The sequence below is a fragment of the Paenibacillus sp. M-152 genome, from assembly GCF_003856555.1.
In the GTDB taxonomy this organism is placed as follows: Bacteria; Bacillota; Bacilli; order Paenibacillales; family Paenibacillaceae; genus Paenibacillus; species Paenibacillus polymyxa_C.
Genome location: NZ_CP034141.1, coordinates 4,685,365 through 4,702,522 on the forward strand (window position 1 = coordinate 4,685,365; position 17,158 = coordinate 4,702,522).

Sequence of the window (17,158 nt, forward strand, 5' to 3'; positions counted from 1 at the left end):
TGGTGTTTACTTTAGGCCATCGCCTTGTCCAGCAATTCTTCCATACGATTCGAGTACCTATGCTTTTGCATGGTGGTGTGCAGTGCGCGCCAAGCTATGCGTTCGCGTTCCCAGTCATGCTTGAGATAATAGTCCAGCTTCACTTTCAGTTCCTCTGCTCCCGTGAAGGTCTCAATGTCATAGCCTGGTTGGTAATAACGGCTCAGATCCTTCCGCACATCCGTCATTTGAAGCGTCCCGCAAGCAGAAATTTCGTATGTCCGAGGATTGATGGACTCCGCTGACAACTGGTGTGTATTCCGATTATCCAGTCCGGGGTCTGTCGGGCGGTGCATATTGATGACAATTTTGGAACCGTTATAATATCGAGCGGTCTCTTCCGGCTCCATAAAACCCGGACGGATAAAGCGTTCCAGCACATCCCGCCGGGTCAGCCGATCCCAGTGCCCACCTACGATCAGCACTCTTTTATCCGCCAAGAAGGGAGCAAGGTAGTCAAACAGCTTCACACGGTTCCAGAAGGCATTTCCTATGAAGCAAATATCATGCTGATGCTCACGTTCTACCCGCCGGGGATAAAAGATACGGGCTGACACAGCAAGCGGCATATAGTGGACCATCGTTACTCCCTGATCACGATAAAACGGCAGACAAGAATTTTCATGCGTAAAAACGACATCGTAGGATTGACAGATCAACGCCGTATCCTCCGTAAAGTAGGGATCATCTACAAACCATATGGCCGTCCGAATGCCCATGGCTCGTATTTGTTGTACCTGCTCCAGATGATCGTCCGGAAACACATGCAGCCCATTCATGACCAGTACGAGATCTGGACGGTGAGCCTTAGCGTCAGCCAGCATCGTGGCAGGAGTACCGACGGCGCATGAGCTGCATACTTGACTTAATGCCTCTTGCACACCTGTGTCTATAGCTGCGAAACCTTGCGGAATATACAACACTTTCAACTGGCGAACAGCAGGTTGTATTGCCACGACCTGTGACAGAGCAGCCGTGCAACCGCCCATTCTGCGTCCTTCCCGATAGCCACATCGGTATGCTTCGCGTTCATTTCCGCTTCGTTGATCATTCACATCCTTCACCCTGTCCTGTTGTAGGATAAACTTCTGTCACTCCTAAACTATATGCACAGGGGTCAAACGCATCATGGACGACTGCCACTGCCCGGACAAAATTGGCGTTTGCCCGTCCAACTGCCCAAACGCAAATAACCCCGAAGCTGCTAGGCTTCGGGGGGTTAACCGTAATAGATGATTTTCATAGTTTACTGTGCCTTGTAAGCGACCTGGTGGCCATCTTCATAACCTTTGGCAAAGCCTGAATTGAAACCCTCATTGTAAGCAGCATCATATCCCTGCTGGAATGCCTGCGGGTCATGCTCTAATGCAACAGGAACGGGCTGTGGGTTCTCCGCAGAAGGAGCTGCGGCCGGGTTAGCTTGAGGTTTTTTCCGCCGCCGCAGAAGAGAACGTCTTCTACGTACTGAATTAAGCCCCCTTTTACGGCGTCTAAGAGCAAGCAGACGTCTTCTTCTCCGTTTTAATCTACGAATGCTAGAACGCCGGGCATCTTTACGTCTTTTGCGGGCTTTGTCTCGAGCTGTGCGTTCCCACCTTGTACTCATTTTCACTCCTCCTTTGCTTTCTCGTCTTGGTTTCATTTTTTTGAACAGGCACATGGAGCCATGGCTTCGTTGGTTTCCCATATACCTGTCTTCTCAAAGGAATACCCGCCAACATTTTCGTGATTTCTCCCTGGTAGTTGCTGAGTATACGGATGGTCTCTTCCAGACGGGGAGCCGACATATCCGCATGGGGCGTCAAGTCCGCAAGACTGGTCAGCATCCGGGCAACGGCGTGCTGGCTGGCAGCAATAGACTCCATCATATCCAGCTTAATCTCACGTTCACGCCTCATGCTCATTAGTTCATATCCCCCGAGCCCATGCCTCCCATCATCCCTTCCATTCCGCCACCCTGCTGCTCATCCTGGTCCAGCAATGCTTTGAGATTACTGCATAGTCCAGTCTGAAGCCGGGTTAATCCCTCCAGCATTTCCACCATCTGCTCGTGAATTTCCAAAGGCCGTCCCAACTGCTCTTCATCGGTGTCAAATGCGTGAGGCGCCAGATGGTTCAGCGTCCAATTACGCATTTTTTCTGCTTCGACCGCCTTGGCCTCCAGAATCATAGACACATTCCGCTGCATCTTGGAGGCTGCGTCCAGCATGTGAATCATTGCTTTTTCCCTACTCATGTGTTCACTCCCTACCCTCGATTGTTACACTACTCCTCTTCCGGGTATGCCGTCTCCTTCACGACACGAACGAGCATTTCAGCCATTGCTTCCTGAAGGTCGGCAATACCGTTCAAATAGGCAACAATGCTTTTGTTTACTTGTCCCGAGCTATCAATAATGCCCGGAATTCCATCAAAACGCGGCTCCTCATCCGGCAGTTCATGTATGATCTGTGCCATGCGCACGACCACCTGCCGTTCCGCATCCAGCAGCCTCGACATCTGCTGCTGCGAGTGCGAAATATGGATCAGCAAATCATCTAACTCGTTATGCATAAGCCCCTCCTTTATGTGTTCCGCCGTGCGGAACGCACGAAATACCTACGGGCTTTCCGCTACTACAGCGTATGCCGCAGCGAGTAGTCGGTTCCGCCTAAAAAAGCCTATTCGATCATCACAAATGCCCTCGTAGCACTGGTGGAGCAATAATAGGCTGCTTCTCCGTCAATGCCGACAATTCTTCGGAGGACAAAAACTGAATTGGATAGTCCTCAGCCCGCCAGCTCATCACAGCGTAGAGGGTCAGAAACGGTCTTTTCCAACCGTTGCCGATTTGGTACAGTTGCCCACCTTCAGCATACAGTAACTCGATCCATCGCTTGCGTTGAGCCGGGATATGAAGTGTGGGCAACATGGACATGTTTCCCAGCTCAGGAGCCGCCAGCACAGGCAAGGGTTCCTCATGCGCCACAGCTACAGGGGGGACATCAGCGGCGCCGGACACCATCGCCTCCGGCTCATCTGCCAAGGGAAGCGCCAATAAATCAAGCTGAGACACTCTAACGGGACGCACGTATTTACCTCTCGCAGCACTGGCTCCATGCAGCAGCAGCCTACTTCCCGGCTCTATCCGAAATACTGCACCGGACGGTCCCTCAACAAGCGCTCCGACGGGATAAAAGCTTGCTGCTGATAAGTGTGCTTCCTTACTTGATAATCCTTGGCCGTCTGGCTCTGCTGTTCCAAATTCCGGGTGGTGGAACAGCTTATCCGCGTCCCCCCACTTTTGGACAAAAAAGGATCGGTTCCGGCTTCCTTCCTCCGTTGAACCGATTCTTTCGGTCGTTTGAGGAAAACCATAAACCGTATCCCGATCACTTTCTACAAAATGGATAAACGCATCTCCGGCAATTGTCATACGTATCCCCAACAAGCGTACGCGCAGCAACCAATCTGCATGGGCTTCCTCAATACTGTGGCACCCTTCGTCCCAGTATCCCGTCTTTACCAAAGTTTCTCTACGTAGTAGTAGACAAAATGCGGCCAGGCTTTCAGTCTCTCGCCATGCATCCGGGTTGGGAATATTATGGGCCATGGCAAATGGACGTACTTCATTTTTATTCATATCAGGAACCTCAACCTGCTGTTCTCCGAATGGACCATTCGTTACAGGACCGACAACTCCCATACGCGAATCGCTGTATAAACAGCTCATCAACCGGTCCAGCCAGCCAGGAGTCACCATCGAGTTTGGGTCCAGTACGACAATAGTTGTACCTTTTGCCATCATCAGTCCCTGATTCAGACTGCCGATCATCTGAACATCCTTTGTTAACAGCGCATAGCGTACAGCGATGCTTTTACGGAGCAAATAGGTAGGTGTCCCGTCCGTCGAGCCGCAGTCTACCACAATAATTTCGTGAGGATGGCTCGTATTCTCCTCAATATGGTGAATGCAAGCACGGAGCTGTTGAAGCTGATTACAGGACGGAATGATAATACTTACGCCTTCAAAAATCTTGCCGAACGAAGCCTGCCCCAACTTCCTGCCTTGCTCCTGGCCCCTGTTATATCCTGACCAATAGCCCTTCTTTCCGAGCCGTTTGCTGTGTTTCCTTTGCGTACTCAGGCGTTTCATGCCGTTCACTCCTCCGGGTGGCATTATGCCTATACTATATGCCTGGCCCGGCTGGATGGTGTTTCATTGAAATCAAGGTAGAAGTCCCTTCATTTTCACTCCAGCTTCCTGAAGGGAATCGAAGGTTCCTGCGTCGCTCCAGTAGCGCCGTAAAATGTCATATTCCAGCTTACCTTCAGCAGCATAACAGTTGTTAACATCGGTGATCTCAAGCTCACCACGTGCCGAAGGCGCTATTTCCCGGATCTTATCGAATACGGCAGTATCGTACATATAGATACCCGTAACGCAATATTTGGATTGGGGATGCTGCGGCTTTTCTTCAATCCGCGTAATACTCTCCGGGCGCTCGGGATCAAACACGGGCACCCCGTAACGACGGGCATCTGCCACCTTTTTCAGCAAGACCCTGGCGCTCCCCGGTGGCTGTTGTTTGAAGCGTTCGATGACAGGTCCCAAGTCTTCCTTGAACAAATTATCACCTAGCAAAACAGTGAACTTCTCTTCTGACTGCATGTAGCTTCTTGCCAATTCGAGAGCTTGCGCAATGCCGCCCGCTTTTTCTTGAATCCGGTATGTCAATTGGACACCATAATCACTGCCGCTGCCTAAAAAATCAGTGTACAGTCCGGCCGATTGTTTACCAATAATAATGAGCATATCGGTAATCCCCGCTTGCCGTAGCCTTTCGATACCATATACGATCATGGGATACTTGCCGACTGGGAGCAGATGCTTGTTGAGTAATGTAGTCAACGGATGAAGACGCGACCCGGTTCCTCCTGCGAGAATAATCCCTTTCATATCTTCCTTCCTCCTTCGACAGCATGTTCAGTGCATGGGATCGCAGCGTTCCCAGTTTCAATGAACATTCTGGGATCTATGCTCCATTTTTCTATAAATAATCGATAGTTCCGCTCGATCAGCTCTTCGAGCCAAGAAGTTTCCGAGCGCGAGAAACTCGCATTTCCCTGGTGATAGACAAAACAGTCGTTGCACATGAGCAGCTTATAGCCATGTACGCGTGCACGCAGACAATAATCGTCATCCTCATAATGTCCGGGGCTGAATCGTTCATCCAGCCATCCAATCCGTTCCAGCAGCTCACGCCGGAACAACAGACAAAACCCGACTAGCCGCTTGACCTCTTGCCATCTGGAGGGATTGCTTACATTATTCTGCTCCGCATACCTCAGACAGCTGGCGAAATCTCCTTCTATTCCATGAATCTGCTGAATACCGCTAATGTAATTCGTCACCGGTCCCACCAGTCCCACTGTGCTTTCACTGTGCAAAGCAGCCAACATATTCGATAGCCATCCCCGTGTAACCGTCACATCATTGTTTAAAATGACGAATTGATCGCCCGAAGCCAGACGGAGCCCCATATTACAAGCTGCCGGAAAGCCCCTGTTTTCAGGAAGACGTATGCTGATTAGCCGCTCGGATGCACAAAAATCATCCGTCCCGTCATTCGAAGCGTTGTCCACAACAATAATTTCATACGGTGCATCTATCGTATGTGTTCGAATCGCCTCGATACACGGCTTTAATAAATGAAGGCCATTATAAGTCGGAATAATGATGCTCGTCAGACTCATCGTGCATTCCTCCCTTTGGCAACGTCTACCCGTGTTGGAACAGGCCCGAGCAGAGAATACCCGGCTACCTGAAACACTGCCGTCAGCGCCTCTGCATGATCGCCGATGATTAACTGCTCCATAGCGTTCCCTTTCCCGACATTGAAGGTCCGCTTGCGGTTTGTTTTAATCACATCGACAGCATGTACTGCTGCCACGATCATGCCATGCAGAATCGCCATCGCGTGGGCCTTCGGCGGTACCGCAAGCACGGCTGGCCCAAGTTGATTCAGCACACGCCGTGATAATGCATGCGGCACAGCGGTCAATGAGCTTGCTCCAAGATCCGACCTGCGCAATACTCGGTTCAGAAACCCTTTGCACCGTGTTACGCTGTCCTGCTGGGTATAAGGAGGCAAATGTCTGCCCAGATCATTAAGCGCCACATCCGTTCCCTGATCGACCGCTTGAAGAAAAGGCAGCAAATCAGACGCTGGAATCGGCAAATCTCCGTCCACGAACAACACAATATCAGCCTGCGTCAGACGTGCGCCTATCGCACGGCCAACATCATGCCCCAGGCGATCCGGTACGTCAACGAGAGTCGCACCAGGATGACGTTTGGCTACGGCGGAGCGCGTACCATCCGTACAGCCGTTCAATACAACAATGATATCCGCAAGCGGAAGTTTCTCCAGCTCGCCCAGTACCCGGTCAATCGTAGCCTCCTCATTACAGACGCTGACCACGGCTGCTGCAGTCCCCTGCAATACTATATCACTGGGGGCTTCACGTTCCTCGGTCAGATTGACTTCGGGTATTTCTTGCGCCCGAGGGGTGGGTTTTCTCACCCGGCGGCTATGCATCGAAGCCGTCGTTTCTCGTTTTCGCTGTACACGTCTTAGCCCCCAGCCCGGGTCTTCACGCTTTCTTCTGCGATACGCTCTAGTCACGTTTTCACCTCATCTCTGATCCGTTTGCGCTCCAAATCCGTATATCCCGCACGTGCTCCCAGACGTGATGTAAGCCAGGCAATGGCATCCAGGTGATCCTGGACAATTACACCTGCCAGCGGGTCCTTGCCGTTCTGTTTTTTACGTGTTGCGTTCATTCTACCGACAGCTATTCCATGTACAGTCACCACTCGCAACCCGGAGACGATGGACATCACTTGAAATAGCGGAGGTTTTTCCAAGGACTTTAGACCTATTTCCTTTAAAGCCTTTTGACTTATGGCATGTGGAATACCAGTCATAGAGGCTCCCCCTAAATCAGCACGATTCGACAAGATATTCAATACATGCTTTGCCTCAACTACAGGATGTATGGGCGTGCGATTCACAGGTCCATGGTAATCATTCAGCACCACATCCGCTCCTGCACATACGGCCTGTATAAATGGCCGAAGTCTGACGCAGGGAATGACGATATCACCATCCAGAAAAAGCAGGATCTGTCCGGATGCCGCCTCCGCTCCAATACGACGGCCAACATCATGTCCGAGCGGTTCCGGGAAGGAAAGTACACGAGCCCCCGCCGCCGCAGCTACCTTCGCCGTTCTATCGTGTGATCCATTCTCAACAACGATAACCTCTGTTTGTGGATGGACATGGCGCGCTTCGCGAATCACAGCTCCGATTGTTCTTTGCTCATTCATGGCCGGAATAATGACAGATACGAGAACCTTTCCCACTGATGGCGGTTCAGATGGCCGCGCTCCGCCGATCTGTGTCCCTCTCTCCGTATCGAGAACCTCGCTCTTATCAGGGGTTATCGGCTTCTTATCCATGTTCGGCATTCGGAATGGCAGCCACATCTTAGAATGATAGTAAGCCCTGGAATGCCTCCTCCGATTGATCTTGAATCCAGCTCTTCCACGCTTTTTCATGCTCCCGTCTCACCCCCCTTGCTGCTGTATAGATGAACAGCATGATTAGGACAGTTCAACATAACCTATGCGGTCCAAACGCCGTGTGTAACGGCAAGCGTGGAGTCTTTTCGACACAGCAATTTTCGACTTTATTTTACAAAACTTATTATTCCTATTAAATAAATGAGTTTTTAGGGTCTAAAGAATCATTTTGGATAAATTTGTTACATAGATCTTCTCGTCCGTCATTCTCTGTGCTAATATCAGAGCCAGATGATGGGAGTTCGAAAAATCAACTTTTGTTTTTTTTGCATAAGGCAACTTTTTTCCATTATCCGCTTTTATTCCACTATCTTTGTATACGACAGGAAGGGAGGAGTTTGTTACCTTTTTAGGCTACTTGCTTCAAATGCAGTACCCTCTTTTCACGCACGCTTCATGAATAACACTTCGGTATTTCTCTTCATGTTCCATTCTTCTACCCCAGACGACAACACGACCTACATAAATGGCGTAATGCCTTATTCAAAACAGGATAATTCATCCTGACATTAATCGAGGAGAGTGAATTTTAATGAAAAAAGTATGGGTTTCGCTTCTTGGAGGAGCTATGTTATTAGGGTCTGTCGCGTCTGGTGCATCTGCGGAGAGTTCCGTTTCGGGGCCAGCTCAGCTTACACCGACCTTCCACGCTGAGCAATGGAAAGCACCTACCTCGGTATCGGGGGATGACATTGTATGGAGCTATTTAAATCGACAAAAGAAATCGTTGCTGGGTGTGGATAGCTCCAGTGTACGTGAACAATTCCGAATCGTTGATCGCACAAGCGACAAATCCGGTGTAAGCCATTATCGACTGAAGCAGTATGTAAACGGAATTCCCGTGTATGGAGCTGAACAAACTATTCATGTGGGCAAATCTGGTGAGGTCACCTCTTACTTAGGAGCGGTGGTTAATGAGGATCAGCAGGCAGAAGCTACGCAAGGTACAACTCCAAAAATCAGCGCTTCTGAAGCGGTCTACACCGCATATAAAGAAGCAGCTGCACGGATTGAAGCCCTCCCTACCTCCGACGATACTATTTCTAAAGACGCTGAGGAGCCAAGCAGTGTAAGTAAAGATACTTACGCCGAAGCAGCTAACAACGACAAAACGCTTTCTGTTGATAAGGACGAGCTGAGTCTTGATCAGGCATCTGTCCTGAAAGATAGCAAAATTGAAGCAGTGGAACCAGAAAAAAGTTCCATTGCCAAAATCGCTAATCTGCAGCCTGAAGTAGATCCTAAAGCAGAACTCTACTACTACCCTAAGGGGGATGACCTGCTGCTGGTTTATGTAACAGAAGTTAATGTTTTAGAACCTGCCCCACTGCGTACCCGCTACATTATTGATGCCAATGACGGCAGCATCGTATTCCAGTATGACATCATTAATGAAGCGACAGGCACAGGTAAAGGTGTGCTTGGTGATTCCAAATCGTTCACTACTACCGCTTCCGGCAGTAGCTACCAGTTAAAAGATACAACACGCGGTAACGGAATCGTGACTTACACGGCCTCCAACCGTCAAAGCATCCCAGGTACCATTTTGACAGATGCTGATAATGTATGGAATGATCCAGCTGGTGTGGACGCCCATGCGTATGCTGCCAAAACCTATGATTACTATAAAGCCAAATTTGGACGCAACAGCATTGACGGACGCGGTCTGCAACTCCGTTCGACGGTCCATTACGGTAGTCGCTACAACAATGCCTTCTGGAACGGCTCCCAAATGACTTATGGAGATGGAGACGGTAGCACATTTATCGCCTTCAGCGGGGACCCCGATGTAGTAGGACATGAACTTACGCATGGTGTCACAGAGTATACTTCGAATTTGGAATATTACGGAGAGTCCGGCGCATTGAATGAAGCTTTCTCAGACGTTATCGGTAATGATATTCAGCGCAAAAACTGGCTTGTAGGCGATGATATTTACACGCCAAACATTGCAGGCGATGCCCTTCGCTCAATGTCCAATCCAACCCTGTACGATCAACCAGATCACTATTCCAACCTGTACAGAGGCAGCTCCGATAACGGCGGTGTTCACACCAACAGCGGTATTATCAATAAAGCTTACTACTTGTTAGCACAAGGTGGTAATTTCCATGGCGTAACTGTAAATGGAATTGGCCGTGATGCAGCGGTGCAAATTTACTACAGTGCCTTTACGAACTACCTGACTTCTTCCTCTGACTTCTCCAACGCACGTGCTGCTGTGATCCAAGCCGCAAAAGATCTGTACGGGGCGAACTCAGCAGAAGCAACTGCAGCTGCCAAGTCTTTTGACGCTGTAGGCGTAAACTAAATCATATCCATCCTCTTCACGATTCTCGTCCATAGACCTTTGCCGTTGTGCAACTGTTACTTGGCCCTGCCCATACCATGGACGAAAAATAGGGGTGCAGTGTACAAGTCTGCACCCCTTCCCCCCCTTATTTAGGGCGCCCCCTCAAGGGGGCGCCCTTTTCTCTTACAAAAGTAATCCTGTATCTCTTGCTTTTTGCACGGCTTCTTCTCGATTGTTGACTCCCAGCTTGTCATAGAGAGTGGAGGCGTAATTTCTTACTGTGCCGTTGGATAGGTAAAGTTTCTCAGAAATTGTTTTATAACGGTTTCCTTGAGATAAAAGATTCAAAACCTCTAGCTCACGTTTCGTTAAGCCATACTCTTCTCCATCTGACCTCGGTCCGACTGACTCTTCTTCATCATTTCCGTCCCACATTCTATGGAACAAATCTTGGTTAATTACCGTGCCTCCCCGATAGACGAGGCGAATCGTTTCAGCCAGTTCACGCGACTCTATGGATTTCAGCAAATACCCGTCAGCACCGCTTCGCATGATTTCCTTCGCCCTCTCTGTATCCTGAAACGTTGACAGGATGAGGACACGAATGTCAGGCCATGTTTCCTTGATTATTTTGGTCGCACGAATCCCATCCTGATTGGGCATCTCCAAATCCATTAATATCAAATCTGGATTCAGGCTTCTGCACAATTCCACTGCTTGTTCTCCATCTTCAGCCACCCCCACTACCTGTAAGTCCTCCTGTCCGTCCAAGATGGTATGGAGACTGTCTCGGATAAACGAATGATCATCGACGATACACAAGCGGATTCGTTCATCGGACAATTGTATCAGTCTGGGTAACACACATGAGATGAACGTCCCTTCGCCCTTTTCGGAGTATACAGTGACTCTCCCTTGTAACTGTGTCGCACGTTCTTTCATTGCAGTTAATCCGAAGCCATCCTTCCACTCCTCCACTCCGCGACCATTATCCTGTACATCCAATCTTGTTTGTTGTGGCTCAAAATGCAGTGACACAATGATTTCGGTGGATTGTCCGTGGCGCACAGCATTAGTCAGCGATTCCTGCAAGCACCGATAGAGCGTCATTTTTGCTTGTTTGGAGACTATGTACTCTTCCCCTATTATTCGAGTGCGTACATTTACTTTTGCATGTTTCTGGAACTCCTCTGCTAATTGTTGCAAAGTAACAGTCAAGGGAAGCGATTCTTGTGGTGAATCTATTTGATGCAAATAGGCTCTCACTTCCTCCATACTGTTACGGGCTAATTGCAATAATGAGTCGATTTTCTGCTCTCCATCTTTTGTTGCTAATTCCGTACGCAATATTTCCAACCCCATAATGATAGAGGTATAGGAATGCCCCATCGTATCATGCAAATCTTTGGAAAGTCTGTCGCGCTCCTCTAACAAAGTAATCTGCTCAATCTGAGATAGGTACTGTTCCAGCACAAGCTTCTGATTGCGTATAATTTCATTTTGGCGGTAATTAGAAACTAGTAAGTGGAAGGAAAATCCTATCGCAAAAGCCAGACCGATTTGTGGGATAATCGCCCATAGATCTGTTCCTGGGGAAAATATTGCAACGAGCAATGGAAACAAAACAACCGTGATAGAACTCGACCAACGGAATGATTTATGAGCACTATTTGCCGCGATCATGAAAGTTGGCATTAAAAATGCAAGATATGCCGCCGGAAATAATAAGGTTAAGTAAAAGCACACTCCGCCAAACAAAACCATCTCAGTAAGCAGATAGTAGCGATAACTGAACATTAAACAAATCCAAGGTATTGAAAATGCGGCAATTTCCCAAAGAACGATGATCCAAAGGGGCACAGTTAAATGGTCTTGGTGTTGGATAGTAGTTATCATCAATGAAAACCAGATGACAAAACGTATACAAAGCAATAACCAGTCATACCAGAGCCATTGTTTCCAGGTTGTAAACAAATTATCACCTCTTAATAGCTTTAAACATGGAATGCGTGTACATTCCGACTATTTGAACTAAGCTGTTTCCAATGCGAGTATTGATCCAGACGAGAATACACCCAGCGAGCATGACACATATAGCCTTTTCCCATGAATCTACAGCGAATCCCCATAAGTATATATCAAGATGTTGAAAAAGTATCGGTGTAACGATAAATACGATCGGAGCTATGTACAGTATAACGGCACATATAAGGCTGATCACCCCAATAAAAAATTTCTGCATAAGCCAAAAAACCGCCCTCCAATTGCTACTATTAAGAATGGCTTCTCTCGCTTTCATCCATTTATCCCTTCCACTGTTTGTCCTTGTCAGGATTGGCTCTATCGATATATCCGTATAAACCTTCGTCTGAATGCGTTCAAATTGGACAAACGTGTGAGTTGTTCGCAACACACACGCCAACAAGGGAATACCCACGAAGATAACCGCCATCCCCAACGCAAATGTAATGCTGACCAAATAGAAGCAAAAATAAAACAGTCCCGATCCGAAGGTAAACAACAAAAAGTAGAAATCTTGCAACCTTTTGCGAGCTGATTCTTTCGTCATTTGATTCTCTCCTACTCTTTATTTTATTTGCTAATACGTTATGAATTGCCCTTCGAATCTAACTTGTTATCTGTCACATACGGTAGTGTCAAAGTGTCATATTTGTAGGTCATGACTATAAAACAAGCTGTACTAAGCTCTTTTTTATGTCATGCATTAGCTCCTTTACCTTCGCTCGATTTAGCTTTTGGCTATTATGCTCTGCCAATTAAAAAGAAGTAAAAAAACGCCATTCTTTCCTTATAATCATAGGAAAGAATGGCGTTTTTTCATTCCTGTTTCAGTGTCTGAGGTTGTTCTAACATTACCATAAACAAAAGCTGTGTATATTTATTATCTATGATGTCCCCATCGCAATCCAGAGAATCCATCCCTCACATATCTGACCCGGTTGTCTGCGTTCCACTGTAAGCACTGCCGAATGCCTCTGTCGTTGTGTGATGGACACTATCACTCCCGGTACGCTCGCATTGGCGGTGATTGCATATTGCGTGTCTATAAAAGGCTTATCAAACACAACGTTCACTTTGCTTGTAACTTCTTGTGCAGAAAGATAAAAAGAAGTGCCACCAAATTGAGGTAAAGTCACTTCACTGTCAGTAGTCCCGTCATCGGTCACTGAGCCAACATGAATGGCATTCCGACCTAATTCTTTTTCAGTCTGAGAAACTAGATGGGTATCTTGCTCTGGCAAGCGCATTCGCTGCTTTGGACGCTGTCTTCCTTCCGCAATATGAATACTGGTTATAGAGCAATCCAATAACGAATCTTGCTCGGTCTGACCTTCCGTCTTCATAGACGCCATGTCGTGATCCGTTCCGTATTCGGTATCTGAGTCAGGCACAGACAGCAGCAGCACAGATGCTCGATTCATTTGCATCGCTTCCTCCAGCGTTTTGGGAAGCTTATGCTTTTTCCATGCTGCTTCCTCTATAGCTTGCACCGGGGTATCCTTCTCTACGGGAACAGGTACCCTTGCCGTTCCACGCTGAGTGGGTCTGGGACTGCCAGCAGGCGAAGCCGTTTTTTCCTTGTTTACACGGGGAGAGGGGACTGTATTGGAAAGGTTACGCCGTGCTATTTTTTTATCCTTAGGGCTATGGTTCGTGCGATGGTTCATGATGACCGCTCCTTTGACACAGGAGTGAACCAGCGGTCGCTCCGCTTCATTCACCCAGGTGGGAATCATGGCCTAATGCCTATGAGATAGCCTATGCACGTAACCGCGACCACGTCACTCAGTTGCGCAGTCTGTTATAAATTGAGCCCAGCGTTGGGCGGAGTGCTGCCATAAAAATCGCCTCCGTACCTCGTCCAGCCCGGCTTCTCCCATTTGTCGCCGTAAGTCGTGCTGCTGGAGCAACCTGGTGATGGCGTCGGCCATTTCCTGCTCGCCGCGTGACGGATAAACAAGCCAGCCTGTCTTGCCGTGTTGTATAACCTCCGGAATACCACCGATTCGTGATGCTACCACAGGTACTCCTGCCGCCATGGCTTCCAGATTGACCAGCCCGAAGGCTTCAGCTTCAATAGAAGGAACAACGGCTACATCGGCTAACTGATATAACGAGGCCAATGCCGGATGCGGCACATAGCCGAGGAAGTGCACATGCCTCGCCAACCTTAGTTTACGGATCTGCCGATGCAATGCTGCGGTGTACGGCGTGAGGCGGTCGTGACCGTAATAGGCACTCCCTGCTATGAGCAGCAGCACGTCTGGACAGGTATGGGCGATACGCCGCAGAGCCTTTAGCAGCCGATGAACTCCCTTTCCTGGCATCAGTCTGCCTGCATATAACACGATTCGGCGGCCTGACCAGCCGAAATCGTCCAATCGTGCCGACCTGATCGCTTCTGCTGCAGGAGTCCACCGTGGCAGGAAATCGCCAGGATGAATACCCAACTTGTTGATGACGATGCGTTCTCTGACCGCATCGGGACTGTCAGAGGCCACGATTGCCCCCAAATACGCACTGTTCACAATAATACGATCCATCGACAACAGCAGCCTACCCATGTCCTTCCGTTTGAGGTGAGGCTCCCGGATGAACGTGGTGGAATGCAAAGTCAGCACAATTTTGCTATCGGGCAAAGCCTCGCGAATGGCATACGCAACTGTGGGGCGATTGTGTACATCTATTACCGCAGGTAACCATCTCTTCAAATCAGCGATTACCTCGGGAATATAACCTGCCCCCCGCGTATAGCGCCTACAAGGAATTCCGTCAACATCGCCGTGATCCGGTGTTTCTGCTCCTCTTATGCCATAGATCTGTGCCTGAAGCTTATGGCTAGCCAGCGGTACCATACGAGCAATTACCCGCTCCACTGAACTGCTGCGGGGCGAAGGTATAACAAAAGATCCCGGTGTAATGACTGCTACCTTCAGCCTCTGCATCACCTCACCTACTTTCCTTACCTTATTCCCTCACCCTTCAACACTCATCTTGTATCATATCGTTTCTTGCTCTGAAAGGTGCTTGGCTTATTACTTTGGGCATATCGCAAGGCTAGCGTCCATGCCTGGCCGATCTTTGATACATATGATGGACTAGAATCACAATATGGTCAGTTGGATTGACGATAAGGAGGGCGGACATACTCATGTTGCATGTCGGCGTCATGCTCAACCCGGCAACTTACCGGGGCATTCCCGTCATGAGGACGCGTTATGAATCTATCGCCAATTACGAGGAAGCCGGGTTAAGCTACGAGCTAATCCCTTGCTTTCTTCGTCTGGAAGATATTCATATGTCGACCGGAACATGCCGGGCTTTTGTTAAAAACGGTAACGAGTATCGGCAGATGACTCTTCCGTTGCCGCCAGTCATCCACAATCGGACTCTCTATCGGCAAAATGAAAATGCCCGCGATATCAACAGGCTGGTACACAAGGGATTCTATATTTTTAATGAACAAAACCGTTTCGGCAAAGACCATATACATGCAATTCTACAGGAAGATCCTCTGCTACATCCCCACCTTCCCAAAACATTGCAAGGCAACCTGTCTTCCATCCGTACCTTGATGGAGCAAACCGGGGATGTTGTAATTAAACCCAGTAGCAGTAGCATAGGTAGAGGAATTATGCGGCTGAGGCATTCCAGCGGAAGCTGGACATTGCAATGTGCTCATCCAACTATACCTGAACGTTGGTCCACAATACGGTTGAAGGTCGGAGAGCTCCCTTTATTTCTGCATAAGCGACTGATGCATGTTCCTCATATCGTTCAGGAAACCATTCCGCTTGCTTTGTGCGACAATCGTCCATTTGATATCCGTGTGACCGTTCAGCGCGGATATGGCGGAATCTGGGGGGTGACAGGCATGTTTGCCAAAATTGCTCCATCCCACACTTTCGTCTCGAATGTAGCCCAAGGCGGTACGGCTTGTTCCCTACCAGAGGTGTTATCACGAACAGAGACTGTGCAGAACTCAAACATAGCCCGGCTGATGAATGAGCTAGAGAGACTCTCATTGCAAATCGTCCACCGATTGGCACAACACCTGCCCCGTCTGGCCGATGTCGGACTGGATCTGGGAATTACCCATGAAGGCAAGATTGTTTTTATCGAATGCAATGGTCGTGATCAGCGCTATGGCTTTAGCCAGGCAGGCATGAGTAATGTCTGGAAAGAAACGTACGCTCAGCCAATGGCTTACGCACGTTGGCTTCTCGAACGAATGTCTTCGTCAGGCACTGAACGTTCACCAGGCCGTCCCCTGTATTGATTTACGTCACATTCTGTGTCAATATAGTTCAGAGCGGCCGGACAGGTTCCGGCCAAGACGGCTCGGAAATGAACAAGGGGGATCTGTAATGGCAAAACAGTGGCTGCGGCTTATGACGGAGCTATCATCGCGCAAGTGGGTGTGCCGGATTGTGGGCTCCTTCGCGCAAAGCGGTGCAAGCCGACTTTTTATCCCCACCTTTATACGTACGTACCAGATCCAGACGCATGAGGCGGAACAGGATTGGAAAGAATATCGCTCCCTGAACGCCTATTTTACACGCAAATTAAAAGCGGGCATGCGCCCGATTGATACGAACGCCGAGGTGATGACCAGTCCGGTGGATGCACGGATTACTTTTACCGGCCCAATTACGTCTGGCACTCTTTTGAATGTCAAGGGGCAAGACTATACGCTGGAAGAGCTTCTTAATCGCTCTCCGCGTCTTGAGAAGTACACACACGGCTATGCTTTTGTGCTCTATCTCAGCCCGTCAAATTATCATCGCATTCATGCACCGGTATCCGGTACACTGGTAGAAAAGGAGCATCTGCGCGGTAAAGTATACCCAGTGAATGACTTCGGCTTGCAGCATATGAGGGGAGTTCTTAGCCGCAATGAACGACAGATTACGTACATGGCCCACGAATATGGTGAGGTGGCAGTCGTCAAGGTTGGCGCAATGAATGTGAGCAGCATCAAATATACGGATGAACAAGCGACTTCATGGACAAAAGGTGACGATCTCGCCTATTTTGAATTTGGCTCAACCGTCGTTTTGCTAACTGAAAACGGCACATTTGAGCCAGACCCCGCATTGAAGCTGGGGGATGTGGTGAAAATGGGACAACGTCTTGGTAGCTTTCGACACGATCCTAAAGCATAAATGAAGGATTGT

At 48.8% G+C, this 17,158-nt stretch carries 17 protein-coding genes; 3 read left to right on the forward strand and 14 right to left on the reverse strand.

Translation table 11 applies throughout. From position 1 onward, the window contains the following. Positions 1–11 precede the first annotated feature (11 nt). The 10 genes from EGM68_RS20450 to EGM68_RS20495 form a co-directional block, all read right to left on the reverse strand. A complete protein-coding gene (locus EGM68_RS20450; protein ID WP_129549922.1) occupies positions 12–1,103 on the reverse strand; it encodes a CgeB family protein in 1,092 nt (363 codons plus the stop codon). 182 nt (positions 1,104–1,285) lie between these two features. After that, on the reverse strand, positions 1,286–1,645 hold the full coding sequence (locus tag EGM68_RS20455; protein WP_155617182.1) for a FliH/SctL family protein: 360 nt from the start codon (positions 1,643–1,645) through the stop codon (positions 1,286–1,288). After that, the gene (locus EGM68_RS20460) at positions 1,593–1,943 is read right to left on the reverse strand and encodes a hypothetical protein (RefSeq protein WP_129549923.1); all 351 of its coding nucleotides are present in this window, start codon (positions 1,941–1,943) and stop codon (positions 1,593–1,595) included. Before EGM68_RS20460 ends, EGM68_RS20455 begins: the two co-directional genes overlap by 53 nt. Beyond that, complete coding sequence (locus EGM68_RS20465) at positions 1,943–2,275, reverse strand: alpha-helical endospore appendage domain-containing protein (protein WP_013372833.1); 333 nt, start codon at positions 2,273–2,275, stop codon at positions 1,943–1,945. The genes EGM68_RS20460 and EGM68_RS20465 overlap by 1 nt, the downstream gene beginning before the upstream one ends. A 29-nt stretch (positions 2,276–2,304) precedes the next feature. Next, entirely contained in the window at positions 2,305–2,592 is a 288-nt protein-coding gene (locus tag EGM68_RS20470; RefSeq protein WP_013372834.1) for a hypothetical protein, read from the reverse strand. Between the two features lie 118 nt (positions 2,593–2,710). Continuing rightward, positions 2,711–4,174 (reverse strand): glycosyltransferase family 2 protein, encoded by a 1,464-nt coding sequence (locus tag EGM68_RS20475; protein ID WP_129549924.1) that lies wholly within the window; start codon positions 4,172–4,174, stop codon positions 2,711–2,713. Between the two features lie 72 nt (positions 4,175–4,246). Continuing rightward, a complete protein-coding gene (locus EGM68_RS20480; protein WP_090738364.1) occupies positions 4,247–4,978 on the reverse strand; it encodes a sugar phosphate nucleotidyltransferase in 732 nt (243 codons plus the stop codon). Further along, positions 4,975–5,775 carry a glycosyltransferase family 2 protein gene (locus EGM68_RS20485; protein WP_013372837.1) on the reverse strand — a complete coding sequence of 267 codons (801 nt, stop codon included), beginning with the start codon at positions 5,773–5,775 and terminating at the stop codon, positions 4,975–4,977. The genes EGM68_RS20480 and EGM68_RS20485 overlap by 4 nt, the downstream gene beginning before the upstream one ends. Next, a complete protein-coding gene (locus EGM68_RS20490; RefSeq protein ID WP_025675930.1) occupies positions 5,772–6,707 on the reverse strand; it encodes a glycosyltransferase family 2 protein in 936 nt (311 codons plus the stop codon). The genes EGM68_RS20485 and EGM68_RS20490 overlap by 4 nt, the downstream gene beginning before the upstream one ends. Further along, complete coding sequence (locus EGM68_RS20495; protein WP_016324685.1) at positions 6,704–7,642, reverse strand: glycosyltransferase family 2 protein; 939 nt, start codon at positions 7,640–7,642, stop codon at positions 6,704–6,706. The genes EGM68_RS20490 and EGM68_RS20495 overlap by 4 nt, the downstream gene beginning before the upstream one ends. Before the next feature lie 556 nt (positions 7,643–8,198). On the opposite strand from EGM68_RS20495, the gene EGM68_RS20500 reads away from it, so the two are divergent. Next, positions 8,199–9,977: a M4 family metallopeptidase gene (locus EGM68_RS20500; protein WP_025675931.1), complete on the forward strand. Its 1,779-nt coding sequence runs from the start codon at positions 8,199–8,201 to the stop codon at positions 9,975–9,977. A 165-nt stretch (positions 9,978–10,142) separates the two neighbouring features. Here the strand turns inward: EGM68_RS20500 and EGM68_RS20505 are convergent, their stop codons facing one another. From EGM68_RS20505 to EGM68_RS20520, 4 genes are all read right to left on the reverse strand, one after another. After that, positions 10,143–11,933 (reverse strand): helix-turn-helix transcriptional regulator, encoded by a 1,791-nt coding sequence (locus EGM68_RS20505; RefSeq protein WP_025675932.1) that lies wholly within the window; start codon positions 11,931–11,933, stop codon positions 10,143–10,145. Between the two features lie 4 nt (positions 11,934–11,937). Further along, positions 11,938–12,528, reverse strand: coding sequence for a sensor domain-containing protein (locus EGM68_RS20510; protein WP_025675933.1), 591 nt, complete (start codon positions 12,526–12,528; stop codon positions 11,938–11,940). 337 nt (positions 12,529–12,865) lie between these two features. Beyond that, a complete protein-coding gene (locus EGM68_RS20515) occupies positions 12,866–13,648 on the reverse strand; it encodes a WIAG-tail domain (protein WP_025675934.1) in 783 nt (260 codons plus the stop codon). A gap of 114 nt (positions 13,649–13,762) precedes the next feature. Then, positions 13,763–14,926, reverse strand: coding sequence for a glycosyltransferase family 4 protein (locus EGM68_RS20520; RefSeq protein ID WP_040102954.1), 1,164 nt, complete (start codon positions 14,924–14,926; stop codon positions 13,763–13,765). A gap of 206 nt (positions 14,927–15,132) precedes the next feature. Here EGM68_RS20520 and EGM68_RS20525 point away from each other — a divergent pair, with 206 nt between their 5' ends. After that, positions 15,133–16,260: a YheC/YheD family endospore coat-associated protein gene (locus tag EGM68_RS20525; RefSeq protein ID WP_090738357.1), complete on the forward strand. Its 1,128-nt coding sequence runs from the start codon at positions 15,133–15,135 to the stop codon at positions 16,258–16,260. Between the two features lie 88 nt (positions 16,261–16,348). Then, positions 16,349–17,146 carry an archaetidylserine decarboxylase gene (gene asd, locus EGM68_RS20530; protein ID WP_025679164.1) on the forward strand — a complete coding sequence of 266 codons (798 nt, stop codon included), beginning with the start codon at positions 16,349–16,351 and terminating at the stop codon, positions 17,144–17,146. Positions 17,147–17,158 lie beyond the last annotated feature (12 nt).